Origin of the sequence: Streptococcus parasanguinis, assembly GCF_001578955.1 — a bacterium.
GTDB lineage: Bacteria > Bacillota > Bacilli > Lactobacillales > Streptococcaceae > Streptococcus > Streptococcus parasanguinis_U.
Genome location: NZ_KQ969689.1, coordinates 551,637 through 570,605, shown reverse-complemented (window position 1 = coordinate 570,605; position 18,969 = coordinate 551,637). Strand labels below are relative to the sequence as shown.

The following is an 18,969-nucleotide window of genomic DNA, read 5'->3' as shown; positions in this document are numbered from 1 at the left end:
AATATTCGTATCATCAATCGTAGATTCTAACGTAACTCCTCCTTTATTTTTTGCTATTTTTTTCGCAACATCCATTCCTCCAATGCCATCTGTTCGTCCTGACCAGAAAAAAGCTGTATCTGGATCAGTTTTCAATCTACCTCTTATTAACTCAACATCAAAGTCAGTTTGAGTAAAATCTATTTTTGAATATCGATTTGAAAAAACAGGAATTACTGGATTCCTATTGAAGACAGGAATTTTCCCTTTCACCTTCCTAAATACATCTGAGAAAGTTGTGTAGGGTTTATTGTAATACTGATTATATCCAACATAAGATGTATACAAGGTACTTGCTAGTTGGAGGCTATCAGTAAAAGCTCTTACCTTCTTGATATTTTTTGCACGATTGATTTCTTCCTGTGTAGCAGGTTTGCCTGTAAAAGGATCAATACCTTCTTCAATTATATAATAATCATACTTAGTTTGAAAAGCAGGATCTCGCCAACTGAGCATTTTTTGACTATCTAAAAAGAAATAACGGTCTAGTAGGTAATGATAATTAGCTCGCTCTGTTTCAGATTTAAATAGTTGTGCATATGGATTCACATGAGCCATGGAGATCAATGTTTTAAGTTCTGGGTAGGCCTCTTCTAACGCTTCTTGATCCATTGCATCGATACGTTTCTTAAATTTTGGGTCCACCTTGGCTAATTCTGAAGGTGATAATCCTAAATGATCATCCTTAACTTCATTATATCTCTTCCATAACAATTTGAGATCATTCATATCCCACTTGGAGAGAATCACATCACCCTGCCCCATAGTCGTAAATCTTTTATAGGCTTGAATCACCCCTCCATACTCTTCCTCCAGTTCTGCATGTGACATTTTTGAGAGTTTGTCTTCTAATGTTTCAACCTTCGGATTCTTCACTTTGTTTAGGATTGCTTGACGTTTTTGCCATCCTAAAGAGACTGTTTGCTTCCACGATAGATCCACTCCACTACTTGGAGGCAAGTAGGTTCCACTAGCAGCATCCCATGATTGTGCAGCTTGGGCAAAACCATTTTGAACGGCCAATAAATACCGCTCTGAATTTAAAAAGATAGTTGGAGAGACTGCATTAAAAGTAAGCAGGCTAATTAATATTTTCTGTAATTTTTGTTTTACTCCCTCAAATACGGCTATGGATACCGAAAGATTTAGAAAAGCTGAAATCTTATTATCCGATTTTGTTTCCATTAACTGTCGTAGACTGGAAATCTTTTGATCTGCTTCCCTAATTTTTTCTTCTAAATCCACTTGACGCCAACTTTTACTATCTACGTCAGAGGTATATTGACTGACAAATTTTTGACACTCCTCCGCCAGAGATTCTTGGTATAAGACAATTCCTTGAATTAAAGGAATAACCGTACTTGTAATATGCGCCTTTGCTGAATCGTAAGCATGACCTTTTAACTTTTCTTCAGCGACAAAATTTTCAAGAACTTTAATCAATCCTATATTCTGTTGCACGCACTGGGTGGATATACTAGATAAACTAGTTGCCTGACTTCTGGCGGATTCTAGATACATATCTATACTCATGTGATTTCCTCCGTCACTAATCGTCTTTTTTCTTGGTGAATTGAATCTAACTTCATTTCAATAGATTTATGTTCTTTCCGAAGTTTTTCTAATTCTTCATCCAAACTGTATTCCATTATTCTCACTTGATGCTGAAATTCTAACTGGTCATCTATCATTTGACTTTGATATCTGCTACCTTCGAAAAGAAAATCTAGATCATTTAACCAATGTGAATCATTCAACAGCTGATCCATTACTTCCATTTTTTTCAAATCTAATTTTTCTATCCGCTGATATAAGTCCCACTCCTTCTCTGAAAGTTGTCGTTCTTTCTTATGGAGCTTATTCCAAGTATCTTCTGCACTCATATCTAATCCTCTAATACATCTAAGTATTTTGATTTCGCTTCATTCGAGAATGACGGCTTAGACTGCATAGTATTCAAAATATTTAAATTTTGACGAATCATGGCATCTTTATCTTCAAATTGATCGGCCAAGCTATGGATATTTTGAATCATATTCACAATATGATTCGATAATTGATCTTGAAGAGTCTCAAATTGACTAATACCATTTTTAGCACTAATATTACCAGCAACTGTCGTTTGTTCATCTCTTTGAACTGTAATAGCTGGATGAGCATTGGCAGATCCTATTGCAGTAGCATGCTGAGCAGCCACCGAAAGATCACTTTTTACTGTGTATTTATCTCCCATTCATTTCTCCTTTAATTTTTTTCATATTATAACATCTTTCAAAGCTAGAAAAAAGCCTAGTTAGTGGTATTCCCAGGTCATTCACCCACATAAAAAAACTCAAGCTGACTCACTTGAGTTCCTTCTTATGGATCATTGTAATCATCTGGTTGGTGGCCCTACAAAGCCTAGGGGGTTAAGTGAAATAGCTCAAGAAGAGAAGTTATCTGCCCCACAAATCTTCTATAGTACTCGTCTGAAAAACATACAAACTCGTATTGGTTATATGATAAAGTAATCTCCACTTCTTTGACATCTTCATCTATCCATTCTTTTTTCCACAATAATCATTAATTTCTCCGCAACATCTAAAACAAAAAGAGAGCAGCAAACTGAGCTGCTCCCCATTTGGTTTATTTTTCTACCATACCGCCCTTGATAAGACTGTCTTTCGTTACTGAATAACTGACTGTTTTGTCATCTAGGGGATTAAAGCCTGGGACGATTTCTTTTAATTTATTAAAATCGATTTTTGTGTAATCAATGGTATTGCGGATATAAAAGATTCCGTCTTTGTATTCTGATGTTAGTTCAAATCCATGGCCCATCAGATCTTTGAATTTTTCTTGGCTCTTGGCAACGGCTTCTTTCATGGTTTCAAGAGGGTTCTCACCAGGCACTTTTGAGACGTCGTAATCATCAACTTTTTCTTGTAATAACAAGGTATCTCCCTTGTAATACAAGGTTACAGTGGACTTACCTGCTTCATCACTCGTTTCAAGAACGGTTTTTTGTGCACCTGCTAGTGCATCTTCTTTTTTGCTTTCATCAGTTGATGACTCTTTTGTCTTCTCTTTAGCGGATGATTTAGTTGTAGCTTTAGTGGACGATTGAGTAGTAGATTTTGTACTCTCTTTTTGTGCGCAACCAACTAAAAGAAAACCCGCTGTCAAGAAGACGGCTAACATTTTTGTGGTTTTATTCATCTTGAATACCTCACTTTTTGATGGTTAGGGAAATGACTGACGTCTGAAATGAGTCCTGTAGCAAGATCAACTGTCGTGTTAGGTGTTATTAGAAAAGCCTCAAAATGATGTTCGCAGTCTCCTCCTTATCGATCATTGTAGCCATCTGGGTGGCTAGAATGCCAAGCCCAGGCTGTTTGGATGATGGTTTCGATATTGTCAAATTTTGGTTGCCAACCGAGGATGGCGCGCGCCTTCTCAGATGATGCGATTAGGGTATCTGGATCTCCTGGTCTGCGATCAGCCATCTCAAGTGGGATCGGATGTCCCGTCACTTTACGGGCTGCTTCAACGATTTGAAGATTGGAGAATCCAGTCGATGAGCCCAGATTAAAGGCGGTCGATTCATTCCCTTTTCGGAGATACTCCACTGCTAAAAGATGGGCATCTGCCAAGTCAAATGGATGGACATAGTCCCGAACATTGGTGCCATCTGGTGTCTGGTAGTCATCTCCAAAAATAGAGATCTTTTCGCGTTTGCCTTGGGCCACTTGCAAGACGATCGGCAAGAGATGGGTCTCTGGTCCATGGTCTTCTCCGATGGATCCATCTGGCTTAGCACCCGCTACATTAAAGTAACGAAGGGGCACGTACTTGATGCCGTAAGCTTGATCGGCCCAGCGCATAATGGTTTCCATCATGAGCTTGCTTTCTCCATAAGGATTGATCGGTTTTTGTGGAGTGGTTTCAAGAATCGGATTTTCTTCTGGAATGCCGTAGGTGGCAGCAGTTGAAGAAAAGACGATGTAGTGGACCCCACATTCATGCATGACTTCCAAGAGTTTGACCATGCCTGCTGTATTGTTATCAAAATATTTCAATGGATCGGCCATGGATTCCGCGACCAGTGAGTAGGCCGCAAAGTGGATGACGGCGTCAATATCTGCATGTTCCTTAAAAACAGTGCGCATAAAGTCTTGGTCCGCCAGGTCTCCTTGGTAAAAGACGGCATCTGGATGCACCGCTGCACGGTGGCCTGTGACCAGACTATCGACCACGACGACTTTTTCCTGTCCTTCATTGACCAAGCGGTCCACCATGTGGGAACCGATATAGCCAGCTCCTCCGAGTACGAGTATTGCCATTTGTTTTCCTTTCGCTTCCTTGTCTTCTCTCTTATTGTACCAAATTTCCGTGTCTTCTCCACACTTAAAGTGTCGCGACAAAGCGTCTAAAGGCTGCTTGCCCTTCTGCTGTTCGCTTGTAGACACCCGCATCTTCCAGCACCCGCGCAAAGATTTGGCCAACCGATTCACGGACAATGGCCTCCGCCTCTGCTTCGTCCGTGACGGTTGGGTGCTGAACTTTCAAGTCAGTTGCCCAGTCTTGGTGGTAACGAACCACACTGCATTCACGTCCAAGCAGATAGTCTTGAACCTGCTTGAGCTCTTCTTTGAGACGAGGTGGCAAAATCGCTAGACCCATGACTTCGATCAGGCCGATATTTTCCTTTTTGATGTGTTGCACATCCGCATGTGGGTGGTAAACGCCATCTGGATGCTCTGGTGAGGTTTGGTTGTCACGGAGCACCAAGTCCAGTTCATAATGTCCATCACGGATTCGTGCAATGGGGGTAATGGTGTGATGGGGCTGACCGTCGGATGTCGCTAGGACTTGAACGGCTGGATCCGAGTAGCTTCGCCAGGCCTTTAGGATATGGTCTGCCAGGGCAATCAATTGCGCCTTGTCATCTGATTGTAACCGGAGAACTGACATAGGCCAATTGACAATTCCTAGTGACACCGCTTCAAATCCCGGAATGGTAAAGCTTTCCTCAACAGGAGCTAGCTCCATAGGGAAGGTGTGGCGTCCGCCTTGGTAATGGTCATGAGTCAGGATAGATCCTCCTACAATGGGCAGATCTGCATTGGAGCCCGCAAAATAGCCTGGAAAAGTCTCGACAATGGTCAAGAGTCGCTCAAAGGTCTTGCGGCTAATGGCCATGGGAACATGCTGGCTATCAAGGAAAATGCAGTGTTCATTGAAGTAGGCATAAGGGGAATACTGGAAGCCCCAATCATGACCGTCCATGTCAAAGCGAATAATCCGGTGATTGGCCCGAGCTGGATGGTCTAGGCGACCTTGATAGCCTTCATTTTCAAAGCACAATTGGCAGGCTGGATAATGACTGTTTTTTGCAAGTTTGGCCGCTGCAATGTCTTTAGGATCCTTTTCAGGTTTTGACAGATTGATGGTGATTTCAAGAGAGCCATAGGGAGTCTCTGCTTCAAAAGCAATATTCTGCGCAATCGCTTTGACCTTGATGTAATCATTGCGCTTAGAGAGAGCATAGAAATCAGCAATCGCGTCTTCTTTAGACTGACGGTAAGTCTCCCAGAAACGACGATTGACCTGACTAGGGCTAGGGGTGATCCAATCCATCAGCTCCGCACCCAGGCTGTCTTTTGCGGCCATGCTGTCCTGGATCTTATTATTCGCAGCCGCAATCTCCACCAGTTGATCTTTTAGTGCAATCAAGTCTGCCATATGAGCTGGAGCGTCTAGCCCTTCTTCTCCGACGCGACTCATGACGCGATTTTTAAGATAAATCCGATCCATCTCTTCGTAGTCACTCGCCGCAATGACGGCTGTGACAAATGCATCTAATACCTGTTCTGTCATCCTATCTCCTTTTTAATCAAGCACCCGTGTTCCTGCCGCAACTTCGGCAATATAAAAGCTAGGCGCATAGCCAACAACTTCTTCATAGCGTTTGCCGACAGCTTCTTTAAAGGCTTCAACCTTATCTTTGTTTACAAGGGCGATGGCGCAACCACCAAAGCCTGCTCCGGTCATACGAGCGCCCAAGACACCTTCTTGTTCCCAGGCTGTATGCACCAAGGTATCTAATTCTAGACCAGTCACTTCGTAGTCATGCTCCAAGGATACGTGGGAAGCATTCATGAGACGGCCAAAGCCTTCCAAATCACCTGCTTCAAGTGCTTTACGAGCTTGGAGGGTCCGTTGGTTTTCAAGTACAGCATGGCGAGCTCGTTTGATGCGATTTTCATCCTTGATCAAGTAGCTGTAGGCATCAAAAGCCCAGAGGTCTAATTCTCCTAAGGTTTGAATGTCTAGTTTTTCTTGGAGTTCAGAGACGGCAGTTTCACATTCCGCACGGCGTTCATTGTATTTTGAATCCGCTAATTCCCGGCGTTTGTTGGTGTTCATGATGACTACGACATTGTCTTTGAGGTCCAGCGGTACCAGATCATACTCTAGGGTGTTGGTATCGAGATAAATTGCCCGTTGATCTGCTCCCATTCCGATGGCAAATTGATCCATGATGCCCGAGTTAACTCCGATGAAGTGATTTTCGGTTTGTTTCCCGATCTTGACTAGATCTAAGCGGTCTAAATGAAGATCATATAGTTTCTCAGCGATGACGCCAATCAAGAGCTCAAGCGAAGCTGAAGAAGAAAGACCAGATCCATTTGGAATATTGCCGTAGACATAGACGTCCATTCCGCTATCAATGACGTGATCCGCTTCTTGCAAGAAGTGGAGCACACCTTTTGGATAGTTGGTCCAGTTGTGCTCTTGTTCAAAATGGAGGTTTTCAAGTGGGACTTCAATGATCCCCTTGTCTTCAAAGTTTCCTGAGAAGAAACGCAAGACCTTATCCTCACGCTTTCTTGCAGCTCCGTAAGTCCCGAGCGTGATAGCTGCCGGGAAGACATGGCCTCCATTATAGTCAGTGTGTTCACCGATCAGATTAATCCGCCCTGGTGAAAAGAAGGTATGGTCAGCCTTTTCCCCAAAGACAGCCTGGAACTTTTCTTGTAAATCTTGAGATGTGATTGTTGTCGTCATGAGAAACTCCTTTAGTTTTTGTAAACGTTTTTATACTTGTATTATATCTGATTAGAAGTAAAACTTCAAGTGTTTTTAGTAAAATTTTATTATTTTTTATTTTATGTCCAAAAAGGCTATAACAAAGGGTTTTCCTCCGATTACAACTTCTGTTCCATCATTGCTATTTCAAGTTAATTTTAGTAAAAGTTTACCAAAAATCTCAATTGGGAAATCACCCAATTGAGATTCTTCATTCCTTAGTGTTTCTTTCTTGGATAGACAAAAGATCCAAGGAAGGTTAAGAGGCTGACACCCATGAGGGCTAGGAGGTTTTCTGTTTGACCAGTCTTTGGCAATACTGATGATGCAGGGCTGGCTGACTCTCTGACAGGAGCCTGATCAGTGTCATGTGACACAGAGATCAGACGAACTTGTGGACGATCAAGAGGACGAACTGTTTCTTGAGTGCTACCAAGGACCTGTGTTCCCGTATTTCCAATCTCTACTGGTTTTGTTTGATGGGTTGGATCTAAAACTGGTGGAGTTGGAACTTGGGTTTCTGGTGTTGGCAATGGTGCAGGTGCTGGATAGAAGAGTCCATGACCAATACGGTAGGCGTACTCTGTTTCTGACATTTTTCCATCTACAATTTTTGGAATATCCACCGGTAAGGTACCTAGATGTTCCTTGCCATTGAAGATGACTTCCACTCCTGCAGGAATATTAGGACCAAATGCATTGTCTGGTTTGAGGGATTCCGTTGGATCCATTCCCTTATTTCCATAGACTGCTAAAATAGCTTTGGCTGTTGGATAGTTGGCTACATCATAAGGTTTAGAGATAGAAAGGACAGCTGCCTTCTTATGGTTGGTATTGGCATAATTGACGATTTCAGTTGGGATCTTGGTTCGCCAGAAATCTTTATCCAGTTGCCCTTCATAACCGATCTCTGAAATCACTACGATATGAGTGGCCTTCTCTAGGTCTTCTTTTAGACTATCAAGGGTGGATTCTTTGGTGAAGTTCTTGGCCACAAAGGAGGTATCTTTTGGAAGCACTCCGTCAGCAATTAAGCGACGCATACCCAAATTTAGTCCAGGGACTTCATTTTCAAAAGCTCCTAATAATAGGACATGGTCCCCTGTTTGCACCTTAAATGGCAAGGTATTGTCTTCATTTTTTACAACCGTCACCGCTGCCGCTGCAATCTTGCGTTCCAAGTCACGATTGAGGGTAGATCCAACTGCTTCCTCTGCTTTTTCAGCTGTTCGAGCACTTGGATCAAAATTCAGGACCCCACGTTTTTCTTTGAGGGTCAGGATCCGGCGAACCGACTCATTTAAGCGATCTTCTGAAATGTCACCGGTTTGGACCGCATCTACCACTGCATTGACAATGGTATCAATCTTGGTCAAATCGGCTTTGCTGCGAAGGGTCGTTGGCATCAAGACTAGGTCAACTCCGGCTTTGATGGCCATCTTCACAGCTTCCACCTCACCGAAGTTCTTAGCGATAGCATCCATTCCCATGGCATCGGAGACAATCACGCCCTTATAGCCGTATTTCTTCCGTACCAAGCCCGTTAAAATATCATCAGAGAGAGTCGCTGGAACATAGATTTTCTCACCCGTTTCTTTTGAAACGACCTGATCTTTTTCAATCTGCGGATATTGGATATGAGCCGTCATCAAGAGGTCTACGCCAGCATCCATGGCTTTTTTGAATGGAAGGAGTTCCAATTTTTCAAGTTCGGCAAGAGATTTATCCACCAATGGGAGACCCGTATGGGAATCGACCGCTGTATCTCCATGACCTGGGAAATGCTTGGCTGCCACAGCCACATTGTAGTCTTGAATTCCTTTCATCATCGGAATACCCAAGTAGGCAACCCGGTTCGGGTCAGATGAGAAGGAACGAAGCCCAATCACAGGGTTTTGAGGATTATTATTGGTATCTAGAACTGGAGCGAAGTCCACATTCAATCCTAGTGCAGAAAGTTCACGTCCGATGATTTGACCGGCCTCTTTCGCTAGTTTGGGATCATTGGTAGCCCCAATGGCCATATTACCAGGAAGGGCTGTACCCGTACCCAAGCGGTAGACGATCCCTCCTTCTTGGTCGATGGCTAACAATAGCGGAATCTTCCCGTTATTGGCTTTGTTTTCAATCGCTGCCTTTTGCATATCTTGCGTCAGAGCCAGAGTTTGCTTGGTCTCTTTGACGTTTTCAGCAAAAAGAATGACGCCTCCAAAATCATATTTATCAATCGCATCTGCTACTTCAGCATTGACCTTGGTGAGATCCTGTGGTGACTCCTGATTAGCCTCCTGCCACTTACGGAAGTCCGGCATGATCATTTGAGTCACCTTTTGTTTGAGTGGCATGTTTTCAATCAGTTTTTCCACTTCAGGAGAGGCCGTCTCTGTCGATGTTACCGTTGGGGAGGCAGCAGGGACAGCAGCACGGTCTGTTGAAGTCGGCGTTTCGGCCACTTCTCCCTGATTTTCTGTGGTGCTTTCTGGCGTTGGAGAAGCCACCACCTCTTCTACTGTTGCTGCCGGTTCATTGGCTTGATCCGACGCTTGAGCTGTGTCTGCTTTTGCTGTTTGAACGGATAATAGAGCAAAAGCCGTTAATAGGGCCGCAGATGGATAAATGATTTTTTTCATAAAGCGACCTCCTTTCTTTCAATAGATATTGTACCATTGTTTTATAGTTTTGTAAACGATTGCAATTATTCGTCATAAAAAGACCTCTTAAGTAGATTTTGGTCATTTACCCTGTCTACTTAAGAGGCATCCTATCAATAGCTATTTGCTTTTTCTGATTATTTTACTTCTTCAAAAACCCAAATGTGAGAGTCAAAATCACAACTCAGTTTCTCTTGATCTAAAGGCTGGCCACAGGAAGCGTCTGAAAGGCTAAAGCCTGCTAACATCAGTTCCGCACCACTATACTGTTTCCCATCCACTTCATAGAGGGCGTCTGCATTCAGTCCTTGAAGATACACACGATCATAAGCACGGTTCACCTCGTTCAATAGCTTATACTGAGCCAGAATCACTCGGGAACGATTTTGACTGACAACCGACCATACGACTTGATTTGAGTCAAAAGGAGAGCGCAAACGGTAAAAATTTCCTTGATGAATCAGGGATCGCTCTTTTTTGTAAAAGCCAATTTGTTCTTTTACGATTTCCTTCTCAGCCTGCGTCAGGTCATCTAGATCCAACTCATAACCAAAGACCCCAAAATAAGCGACATTTCCCCTCGTCGTAAGCGGGGTGATCCGATTGGTTTGGTGATTAGGGACAATGGACACATGTGCTCCCATCGTCGAGAGTGGATAAACTAGACTGGTTCCGTATTGGATCTTAAGCCGTTCAACGGCATCTGTATCGTCACTGGTCCACGTTTGGGGTGCATAATAAAGCAAACCTGGATCAAATCTACCGCCTCCTGAAGCACAAGATTCAAAGAGAATAGAAGGGAATGCTGTCGTTAAACGATCATATAAGTGGTATAATCCAAGAACATAACGATGAAACACTTCTCCTTGCTGGTCTGGAGCCAAGGATTTAGAAAAGACATCCGTAAGCGGACGGTTCATATCCCACTTAATATAGTCCAATTTCGTCTCTTCAATCACACGTGCCATTTGTTCATAAATGGCATCTACTACTTCTTCACGACTAAAATCTAAGACAAATTGATTTCGTCCATGACGTGGTGAATGACCTGCTACTTCTAGGATCCAGTCTGGATGTGTACGATAAAGATCGCTATCTTTGTTGACCATTTCAGGTTCAAACCAAAGGCCGAATTTCAAGCCCATATCATGAATTTTCTCTGATAAAGCCCCGATTGTATCTGGAAATCGCTCGCGATTGGCAACCCAATCTCCAAGACCCGTTCGATCATTGGTTCGTTTTCCAAACCAGCCGTCATCTAATACAAATAATTCGACACCAACTTCTTTGGCATTTTGCGCAATCCTGAGCAGTTTTTCCTGATCAAAATCAAAGTAAGTTGCTTCCCAATTATTGAGTAGAATCGGCCGCTCCTTATCTCGCCATTCTCCCCTAGCTAGACGGGTACGATAAAGACGATGGAAAGTTTGACTCATATCGTTTAAACCATTTCTACTGTATACTAGAACTGCTTCTGGACTTGTAAAGCTAGCACCAGGGTCTAATTTCCAACAAAATTGGAAGGGATTGATTCCCACTTGAAGGCGGGTGACATTGAAGGTATCCACTTCTGCTTGAAGAAGGAAATTTCCTGAGTAAATCAGGCTGAGTCCAATAACTTCCCCCTGATTCTCGGTGGTTTCAGGCCGTTTTAGAGCAATGAATGGATTGTGCAGATGGCTAGAGATTCCACGGGTTGATTCAATCGATTGGATTCCTTGACGTAACAAGGTGGAATGAATGTGCCTTTCACGAGCCCACGCTCCAGAAAGCTGTATCATCTCATAGTTTCGATCAGGTAGGTCTAAAGAAAGACTGGTGACTCCTTCAATGGAAAGGTGCCTTGAGCCTTGATTGTTGATCAGGTGACTTCTCGTTATCACAGGGAAATCTCGGAAAATACTATACTGAATACTCACCTCCACACCCGATACCGAATCGATCAGATTCACTTGCAAGGTCTGGCATTCATCCTCGTTTTCAACATAAGTTGCTGGTAAACCTTCTAATCTTGGTTTTCCCTTTAAAATCACATGATCTCTATAGATAAAATCTGTCAGCCGAGAACCATTTTCAAAAGACAGTTCCAAGGCAGGATGGCGAAAATCTGTCGCCCCATACTCTGGAAATTCTTGCTGCAAGTGTTCGAGTGAATACAGAAGATCCCCTTCTTGCCGGTAAGTGGTCATCGGGCGGTGCTTCATTTCCACCAAATGACGATAATCCCCTTCTGGCAAGGTCGGTCCATAATAAAGATGGAGCAACTTCCCATCATGGGAAATCATAAAGATATAAGAAATAAAATCATTTCGCAGATGAAACTGCTTGTATGTTTCCTGGTAGAGAATGAGGTCCCTCATATTTATCCTTTCTTGTATCAGAGTTCCTAGTATCATACGAGGCTAATAAGACAGAATGAGACAGAATTTGCGCAGATCAAAGTAGATCTTGAATGATCAGCCCCTGACAAGGTCAAAGTTGCAAAAGGATTACTTGCAGGGTAGATAGGCTACTAGAAAGATCTGCCAAATCCTTTGTTTTAAAAATATTGGAGAAAAACTGTCTCGCCCTGACTTCAATCGTTTTTAAAACACCATTTCTTGACCGTTTTCTGTCACTTGGTAAGTGCCCTCAGCAAGATCGATTCGGGCTACTGCTGTGACAGTTTGGTCTTTATTTTGGCGCGTGATGACAATGGTATGATCATCTGGTGTTTCCACTTCAATGCTTCCTTCTAGGTCAAAAGCTTGCGAGTTGTTCCGGAAACTAAAGAGTTTGAGAAGGGATTGCACGACTGGTCGCTCTACTTCTTGAGCGATTTCTTCATTGCTGTAGTAATGACGGTTGATATTGCGGCCTTCTTTGGTGTTTTCTAAGAGTTCCAAATCATTCTTCCCGGCTAGGAATCCAACATAATAAACTTGTGGAATACCTGGTGCAAAAGCTTGAATTAAACGAGCTAGGAAGTACTTACGATCGTCATCTCCAAGCGCTGAATAGTAGGTCGAATTGATTTGGTAGATGTCCAAGTTGTTGTATTCTGCTGTTGAATATTTTCGTTTAACATTTGCCCCAACCTTATAGAGCTCATTTGAAGCATAGTCAATCTCTTCATCTGTCAAGATATCCTTGACATCGACCACTCCAATTCCATCATGGGTATCCAGCGTCGTGAACTGCTTCATGGGACTCATCTTCAGCCACTTGGCAAGGCGATCCACTTTTGAACTATAGAGGCTATAGAGGGTCACCATTGGAAGCGCGAAGTCATAGACATAATAATCGTGGTCAGCAATCTTAAACTGGATGGAATAGTGCTCATGAATCTCTGGAAGAAGCTCAGCACCGTAGCCTGCTGCCATATCGCGCACCTTATCCAACAAATCCCAAATGTCTGGCTCCACGAAGAAATCATTGGTGTCCAATTTCTTCACCGCATAGGCAAAGGCATCTAGACGAATGAGGTCACAGCCATTGCTTGCCAGGTGTTCGATGGTCTTGCGAATAAAGTCCATGGTCACTTCCTTGGTCACGTCTAGGTCAATCTGCTCTTCCCCGAAAGTATTCCAGAGATGCTCAGTCGTCCCATCCGCAAAAGTGATTTCTTGCTTGGGAGCTCGGTCTTTGCGCTTATAAATCAAATCTACATCTGCTTGAGTCGGACGATTCTCCGGCCAGAACTTGTCCCAGTTGAGGAAGAGGTCCTTGTAGGCACTTTGGTCATGCTTTTCTTGGTAGTCCTTGTAGTATTTAGATTGACGAGAAATGTGATTGATCATAAAGTCAAACATAAGATAGTACTTGTCACCCAAGCGTTTGACATCTTCCCAATCTCCAAAGGCTGGATCCACTTGGTCATAGTCTACAGGCGCAAAGCCACGGTCACCAGTTGATGGGAAAAATGGCAAGAGGTGAACTCCACCTACTGCATCCCCAAAGTGCTTCTCCAGATTTTCATAGAGATCCTTGAGGTTATTTCCTAAGCTATCTGAGTAAGTAATTAACATGGTTTTGTTTTGAATTGGCATAATGGTTTCCTTTTCTTTTTTTTGAAAGCCAAGTCTGAAGAGACCTGGCTTTCTTGAGTTTATATTTTTAAATAATTGCTTCATAGGATACGATTTAAATCAGCTAGCTGAATCGTTACTTTGTATCTTAATTGAACACGCCCTAAGCTCTGTGTGAAAAAGATGAATCTTCCAAGAAGCCGAGGCTTCTTATTCAGATTCCCTGGTTTTCCACAGCCGTTACTACTTCAGTAGTTTACGGATGTGGATGCCCTAGGGTACTACAGAAATTTTCAGCAAGCTGAATCGTCCCTTTGTATACGGAATTGAACACGGGACTAATTTCTTAGGAAAAAAGATAAATCTCCTTGTGTGCAAGCACACTACGTCGATTTCCTATTTTTCTACAGAAATTTTCAGCAAGCTGAATCGTCCCTTTGTATCTTATTTCACTGCGCCGTTGCTCATTCCTGCGATGATATGGCGTTGGAAGAAGAGATAAACAATGGTGATACTGATAATGCCGACCACGTAAGAGGCAAAGCTTGGTCCGTAGTCGTTGAAATATTGTCCTGCGTAGTTGTATTGGAACAAAGGCAAGGTCCACATTTTTGAATCGCGGTTCAAGACAAGGAGTGGCAACATGAAGTCATTCCAGAACCAAAGGGCATTGATGATCATGGTTGTCGCATGCATGGGTTTCATCATTGGGAAGATGATGCGGAAATAGGTTGTGAATTTATTAGCCCCATCGATCTCTGCTGCTTCATCCAGACTTTCTGGAATCGAGATTTTGATATACCCTACATAGAGAAAGAGGGTCTGTGGAATCGCATAGGTCAAGTAGAGCAAGATCAAACCAAAGGTGTTAGCCAAACCGAGTTTACTCATCATAACCGTAATCGGAATCATGATGACTTGGAAAGGTACGAAGATTCCAAGGATCAAGAGGGTGTACATGATAGTAAAGGCTTTTCTCTTACTCATATTGCGGGCGATTGAGTAGGCTGCCATGGGGATAAAGATCATTACTGCAAGTAAAGACAAGACAGTGATGACGACAGAGTTCCAATAATAGCCTCCGATCCCATCAGCCAAGAGACGGCTAAAGTTGTCCCATGTGAAATTCGTCGGGAATCCAAAGAAATTGTCTACGATATCCTTGGTGGGTTTGAAGGAACTAAAGAGGGTGGCAAGGAGTGGCACTAAAATCAGAACCGATCCTAGAATCAATAGAATGTATTTGCCAATCAAGGCTTTTCTTTCATCTTGTTTCATCGTGCTTCTCCTCTTAAATTTCAAATTTCTTAGATACTCTCAATTGGATGATCGAAATCACTACAATCAAGAAGAACAGGATTACGGCAATGGCATTAGCATAACCGAATTGGTTGTTTTTAAAGGCGTAGTTATAAACCAAGAGTCCAAGTGAGGTTGTGGCATTGTTTGGACCCCCACCAGTCATGGCAAAGACTTGGTCAAAGGCGGTAAGCCCACCTTTTAGGGCTAGGATAAAGACCATAGAGACACTTGGCAACAAGTAAGGCAATTCAATATTCCAGAAGACTTGCTTGCTCGTCGCGCCATCGATCCTTGCTGCTTCTGTAATCTCAGTTGGAATAGATTGTAGACCAGCTAGGAAGATAATGATAGGCATGGCCACACCTTGCCAAAGAAGGACAAAGACAGCCGCAAAGATCGCTCCCCACTTAGTCCCTAAAAGACTCGTTTGGAGAAACTCAATATGAAGGGCATTCCCAATGGCTGGTAGACCGTAGTTGAAGACTTGTTTGAAGATCAACGCCACTGTCAAACCAGACAAAACAGCTGGGAAGAAGAACCAAGCACGGAAGAAGGTTTGGCCTTTGATTTTAGAGTTCAAAACACGCGCAATGAAGATCCCAAGGGCAATCTCACCAACTACCATAGCAATCGTGATGATCGCAGTAAAGCCAATGGCATTCATGAATTTTGGATCCATAAAGAGGAGCTTAAAGTTGTTCAAGCCAACAAATTTGTAGTTATAGGTCAAACCTGTCCAGTTAGTAAAACTGTAAAAGGCTCCTTGGAACATTGGCACATAGAAGAAAATTGCTTGTAATAAGAGGGGAATGACCACAAAAGCCCATGCCCAATATTTTTGTAATACTTTTTTCATCGTCTCTCTACTCCTAATCCACATCCGCTTTCATCGGGTTAAAGAAGGCATTCAAATCATTGACCATTCCTTGTTTATCACCTGTCAAGACATAGTTCATCGTCAAGGTATGGAAGTCTGCTTCACTGGTCCAGTATTGTTGCAACCACACCAAGTGACGATCCGTAAAGGCATATTTGGTCATCCCAGCAAGCGGTGAATCCTCTCCTGCTTGTTTGACCCCTTCGATCGCTGTTGGAGATCCGTCCACATCATAGTACTTTTGCATGACTTCTGGACGGGTCATGTATTCCACAAAGGCATTGGCTTCTTTTGGATGTTTGGTAGTAGCTGAGATAGACCATGCTAAGTCTCCCGCACCAACGGTTAAGCTTTGTCCTTTTTCTTTCCCTGGAATCATGAAGGTCCCAATCTTAAATTTCGGTTTTTGTTCATTGATCGCTGTAATGGCCCAAGACCCATTTGGTGTCATGAGGACATCCCCACGCGCGAAGGCTCCGATAACGTCTGTATAACCTGCACCTTCCCAGTTCTTTTGCTTAGAACCTTTAATGCGAAGGATATCCATGACCTTGATGTCATCCTTCATAATCGGATCAGACAATTTAATGGAATTTGGTTGAGAATAACGAAGATATTGGTTGGCTTCTTTTCCTCCACCGGCTGCTGTCGCAAAGGCTAATTGATTATACCCATTGAGCGTCCAAGCATCTGCACCTGCAATTCCAAATGGTGTTTGTCCTTTGGCAACGATGTCTTTGACTAACTGTTCAAATTCATCCCAAGTTTCAGGAACCTTCAAGCCCAATTCTTCGAATTTATCTTTGTTGTAGTAGATTCCGTAAGCATTGGCTGTGAAAGGAACGTTGTAGACTTTTCCGTTGACAGCATATTTTTCAGCGTAGCCGTTTTTCACACGTTTCAGATAGTCTTTATTGCTTAAATCTTCGAAGACACCCGCTTTCGCCCATTCTTGCAATTCGATGGACTGTGGGTAAATATTGACCACATCAGGCACATCTCCTGCGAGGACACGCGTTTTCAATACTTCACCACCGTTCGGTACATTGACGACTTTGACCTTGACCTTTGGGTTTTCCTTTTCAAAATCACGCGCGATTTCTTCTAGGGTTTTGGTCATTTCTTTTTTCTGGTTGAAATACTCGATGGTCACTGTGCCATCCGCAGATTTACCATCGTTGGAGCAAGCACCGAGCCCAAACAAGGCTAGGCCTGTAGTCGCAAGAAGTCCGATTTTTTTATACCATTTCATTTGGCTGTCTCCTTTTATTTTTTGACAAAAACATATTGTTTAGTGAGGAAATCTCCCTGAGGAAGAACGACGGTTAAGCCGGCGTACATGAGCTCAGCTCCTGAATAGACTTGGTTGGTCCCTTCCAAGCTATAGAGCGCATCTTCTTCCAATCCTTTGAGTTTCAGGGTCGGCTCGATCTCCTCAACCGTTGATAAGACCCGTACATAAGTTACAACCGTGCGATCTTGATAAGTGAACTGGACGGCTGCTTGATTGCTACCTTGGCTTGGATTGATCAAGCGGTAGTGTTTTCCGAATTGAACCAGTGGTCGAATCGTTTTGTAATGAGCGACTTGAGCTGCGATCCGATCCAACTCTTCTTGCGGAAGACTGGTTAGATCCAATTCATAGCCCAGATTTCCCATCATGGCTACATGACCTCGCGTATCAAGCGGTGTCATCCGTCCCATCTGGTGATTTGGAACAGCTGATACGTGAGCCCCCATAGAAATGGTAGGATAGAGGTAGCTAGAACCATACTGGATCGGAAGTCTGGCAATGGCATCCGTATTGTCACTCGCCCATACCTGAGGGAAGTAGCGCATCATACCAAGGTCATTACGGCCACCACCACCGGAGCAAGACTCAAAGAGGATGTTGTCGTACTTCTCTGTCAAGTAAGAAACCACTTCATAGAGACCTAAAATATACGCATGGGATTGCATCTTGGTTTCCAGGTAGGTTTTCCCATTTCCAAGCTTGGTGATATTGCGGTTCATATCCCATTTGATATAGTCGATCTCATGGTTTGCAAGCAAGTCATCCAAGACCTGCTTGATATAAGCTACCACTTCTTTATTAGAGAAATCAAGCACAAGTTGATTCCGTGAATAGGTGTGTTCATAGCCTGGGACTTGAATAGCCCAGTCCGGATGAGCCCAGTAGAGGTCGCTATCAACAGAAATCATTTCTGGCTCCACCCAAAGGCCAAATTGAAGTCCCTTGCCGTGGATGCCCTGGATCAATTCTGCTAGGCTGCCTCCTAATTTTTCTTCATTGACAGTCCAGTCACCGAGGGCCCGATTGTCATCATAGCGATTGCCAAACCAGCCATCATCAAGAACAAAGAGTTCGATTCCCACTTTTTGAGCCTCATCTGCTAGCTCCAATAATTTTTCTTTCTTAAAATCAAAGTAGGTGGCTTCCCAGTTGTTGATGAGAATTGGACGTTCTTTATAGGCAAACTGGCTAGGAATGATATGGTCTTGGACAAATGCTTGACTCTCTTGACTGAGACCAGTCAATCCCTTATGGGAGTAGCTAATCATGGCTACCGGCGTATCAAAGCTCTGATTCGGTGCCAACTCCCAGGAGAAGTTTTCTGGATTGATTCCCAATCCAACGCGAACTTCATTGAGTTGATTCTTTTGAACAAATCCTTCAAAATTCCCACTATAGAGCAGTTGGAAAGCAAGGGCTGAACCCGCATCTTCTGTCACTTCATGCTCAGCAAGAATCAGGGCTGGAGTCTGGGCGTGTCCGGAAGCACCACGGTTGGAGCTGATGGAGAAGATTCCTTGCTCTACTTGCTGACGGCGAACTGTTTTTTCTCTCGCATAGGCTCCTTGCAGAGTGATGATATCGTAATCACTGGCTGGGACATCGGCCAAAACACTGAGAGCCTTGTGGATTACAACCTTTTCATCACTCAAGTTTTCAATCTTTGAGAAGCTAGTGATGGTTGCCCGATCATTGTAGGCGGTGTAGTAGAGGGTCAAACGCAGGGCT

At 43.3% G+C, this 18,969-nt stretch carries 14 protein-coding genes; all 14 read right to left on the bottom strand.

All coding sequences use genetic code 11. The annotated features are described in order from the left end of the window. The coding region (locus SPADD19_RS02620; protein ID WP_128861561.1) for a hypothetical protein at positions 1-1,572 on the bottom strand (1,572 nt) is incomplete at its 3' end. Next, on the bottom strand, positions 1,569-1,922 hold the full coding sequence (locus tag SPADD19_RS02615; protein WP_003007816.1) for a DUF3958 family protein: 354 nt from the start codon (positions 1,920-1,922) through the stop codon (positions 1,569-1,571). The genes SPADD19_RS02620 and SPADD19_RS02615, both read right to left, overlap by 4 nt. 2 nt (positions 1,923-1,924) lie before the next feature. Beyond that, positions 1,925-2,272 (bottom strand): TIGR04197 family type VII secretion effector, encoded by a 348-nt coding sequence (locus SPADD19_RS02610; RefSeq protein ID WP_049503664.1) that lies wholly within the window; start codon positions 2,270-2,272, stop codon positions 1,925-1,927. A 392-nt stretch (positions 2,273-2,664) separates the two neighbouring features. Beyond that, the gene (locus SPADD19_RS02605) at positions 2,665-3,237 is read right to left on the bottom strand and encodes a DUF1307 domain-containing protein (protein ID WP_049503665.1); all 573 of its coding nucleotides are present in this window, start codon (positions 3,235-3,237) and stop codon (positions 2,665-2,667) included. A 125-nt stretch (positions 3,238-3,362) separates the two neighbouring features. Further along, positions 3,363-4,361 carry a UDP-glucose 4-epimerase GalE gene (gene galE / locus SPADD19_RS02600; RefSeq protein ID WP_061455114.1) on the bottom strand — a complete coding sequence of 333 codons (999 nt, stop codon included), beginning with the start codon at positions 4,359-4,361 and terminating at the stop codon, positions 3,363-3,365. A 64-nt stretch (positions 4,362-4,425) separates the two neighbouring features. Continuing rightward, the gene (galT, locus tag SPADD19_RS02595) at positions 4,426-5,898 is read right to left on the bottom strand and encodes a UDP-glucose--hexose-1-phosphate uridylyltransferase (RefSeq protein WP_049488369.1); all 1,473 of its coding nucleotides are present in this window, start codon (positions 5,896-5,898) and stop codon (positions 4,426-4,428) included. Between the two features lie 12 nt (positions 5,899-5,910). Then, on the bottom strand, positions 5,911-7,089 hold the full coding sequence (locus tag SPADD19_RS02590) for a galactokinase (protein ID WP_229056564.1): 1,179 nt from the start codon (positions 7,087-7,089) through the stop codon (positions 5,911-5,913). A 239-nt stretch (positions 7,090-7,328) separates the two neighbouring features. After that, positions 7,329-9,740, bottom strand: coding sequence for a glycoside hydrolase family 3 N-terminal domain-containing protein (locus tag SPADD19_RS02585; protein ID WP_061455113.1), 2,412 nt, complete (start codon positions 9,738-9,740; stop codon positions 7,329-7,331). A 158-nt stretch (positions 9,741-9,898) separates the two neighbouring features. Continuing rightward, positions 9,899-12,121, bottom strand: coding sequence for an alpha-galactosidase (locus SPADD19_RS02580; protein ID WP_049488372.1), 2,223 nt, complete (start codon positions 12,119-12,121; stop codon positions 9,899-9,901). 225 nt (positions 12,122-12,346) lie between these two features. Then, complete coding sequence (gene gtfA / locus SPADD19_RS02575) at positions 12,347-13,789, bottom strand: sucrose phosphorylase (protein WP_061455112.1); 1,443 nt, start codon at positions 13,787-13,789, stop codon at positions 12,347-12,349. A 423-nt stretch (positions 13,790-14,212) separates the two neighbouring features. After that, complete coding sequence (locus tag SPADD19_RS02570) at positions 14,213-15,046, bottom strand: carbohydrate ABC transporter permease (protein WP_021153463.1); 834 nt, start codon at positions 15,044-15,046, stop codon at positions 14,213-14,215. Between the two features lie 13 nt (positions 15,047-15,059). Next, the gene (locus SPADD19_RS02565) at positions 15,060-15,926 is read right to left on the bottom strand and encodes a carbohydrate ABC transporter permease (RefSeq protein ID WP_000757161.1); all 867 of its coding nucleotides are present in this window, start codon (positions 15,924-15,926) and stop codon (positions 15,060-15,062) included. Positions 15,927-15,939: 13 nt separating this feature from the next. Continuing rightward, entirely contained in the window at positions 15,940-17,199 is a 1,260-nt protein-coding gene (locus SPADD19_RS02560; protein WP_049473981.1) for an extracellular solute-binding protein, read from the bottom strand. A gap of 14 nt (positions 17,200-17,213) precedes the next feature. Continuing rightward, the coding region (locus SPADD19_RS02555) for an alpha-galactosidase (RefSeq protein WP_241496429.1) at positions 17,214-18,969 on the bottom strand (1,756 nt) is incomplete at its 5' end.

What these genes read in the sequence shown, in the direction of transcription:
- SPADD19_RS02615 (WP_003007816.1), bottom strand. Translation starts at nt 1,922, where the DNA reads ATGAGTGCAGAAGATACTTGGAATAAGCTCCATAAGAAAGAACGACAA.
- SPADD19_RS02610 (WP_049503664.1), bottom strand. Translation starts at nt 2,272, where the DNA reads ATGGGAGATAAATACACAGTAAAAAGTGATCTTTCGGTGGCTGCTCAG.
- SPADD19_RS02605 (WP_049503665.1), bottom strand. Translation starts at nt 3,237, where the DNA reads ATGAATAAAACCACAAAAATGTTAGCCGTCTTCTTGACAGCGGGTTTT.
- galE (WP_061455114.1), bottom strand. Translation starts at nt 4,361, where the DNA reads ATGGCAATACTCGTACTCGGAGGAGCTGGCTATATCGGTTCCCACATG.
- galT (WP_049488369.1), bottom strand. Translation starts at nt 5,898, where the DNA reads ATGACAGAACAGGTATTAGATGCATTTGTCACAGCCGTCATTGCGGCG.
- SPADD19_RS02590 (WP_229056564.1), bottom strand. Translation starts at nt 7,089, where the DNA reads ATGACGACAACAATCACATCTCAAGATTTACAAGAAAAGTTCCAGGCT.
- SPADD19_RS02585 (WP_061455113.1), bottom strand. Translation starts at nt 9,740, where the DNA reads ATGAAAAAAATCATTTATCCATCTGCGGCCCTATTAACGGCTTTTGCT.
- SPADD19_RS02580 (WP_049488372.1), bottom strand. Translation starts at nt 12,121, where the DNA reads ATGAGGGACCTCATTCTCTACCAGGAAACATACAAGCAGTTTCATCTG.
- gtfA (WP_061455112.1), bottom strand. Translation starts at nt 13,789, where the DNA reads ATGCCAATTCAAAACAAAACCATGTTAATTACTTACTCAGATAGCTTA.
- SPADD19_RS02570 (WP_021153463.1), bottom strand. Translation starts at nt 15,046, where the DNA reads ATGAAACAAGATGAAAGAAAAGCCTTGATTGGCAAATACATTCTATTG.
- SPADD19_RS02565 (WP_000757161.1), bottom strand. Translation starts at nt 15,926, where the DNA reads ATGAAAAAAGTATTACAAAAATATTGGGCATGGGCTTTTGTGGTCATT.
- SPADD19_RS02560 (WP_049473981.1), bottom strand. Translation starts at nt 17,199, where the DNA reads ATGAAATGGTATAAAAAAATCGGACTTCTTGCGACTACAGGCCTAGCC.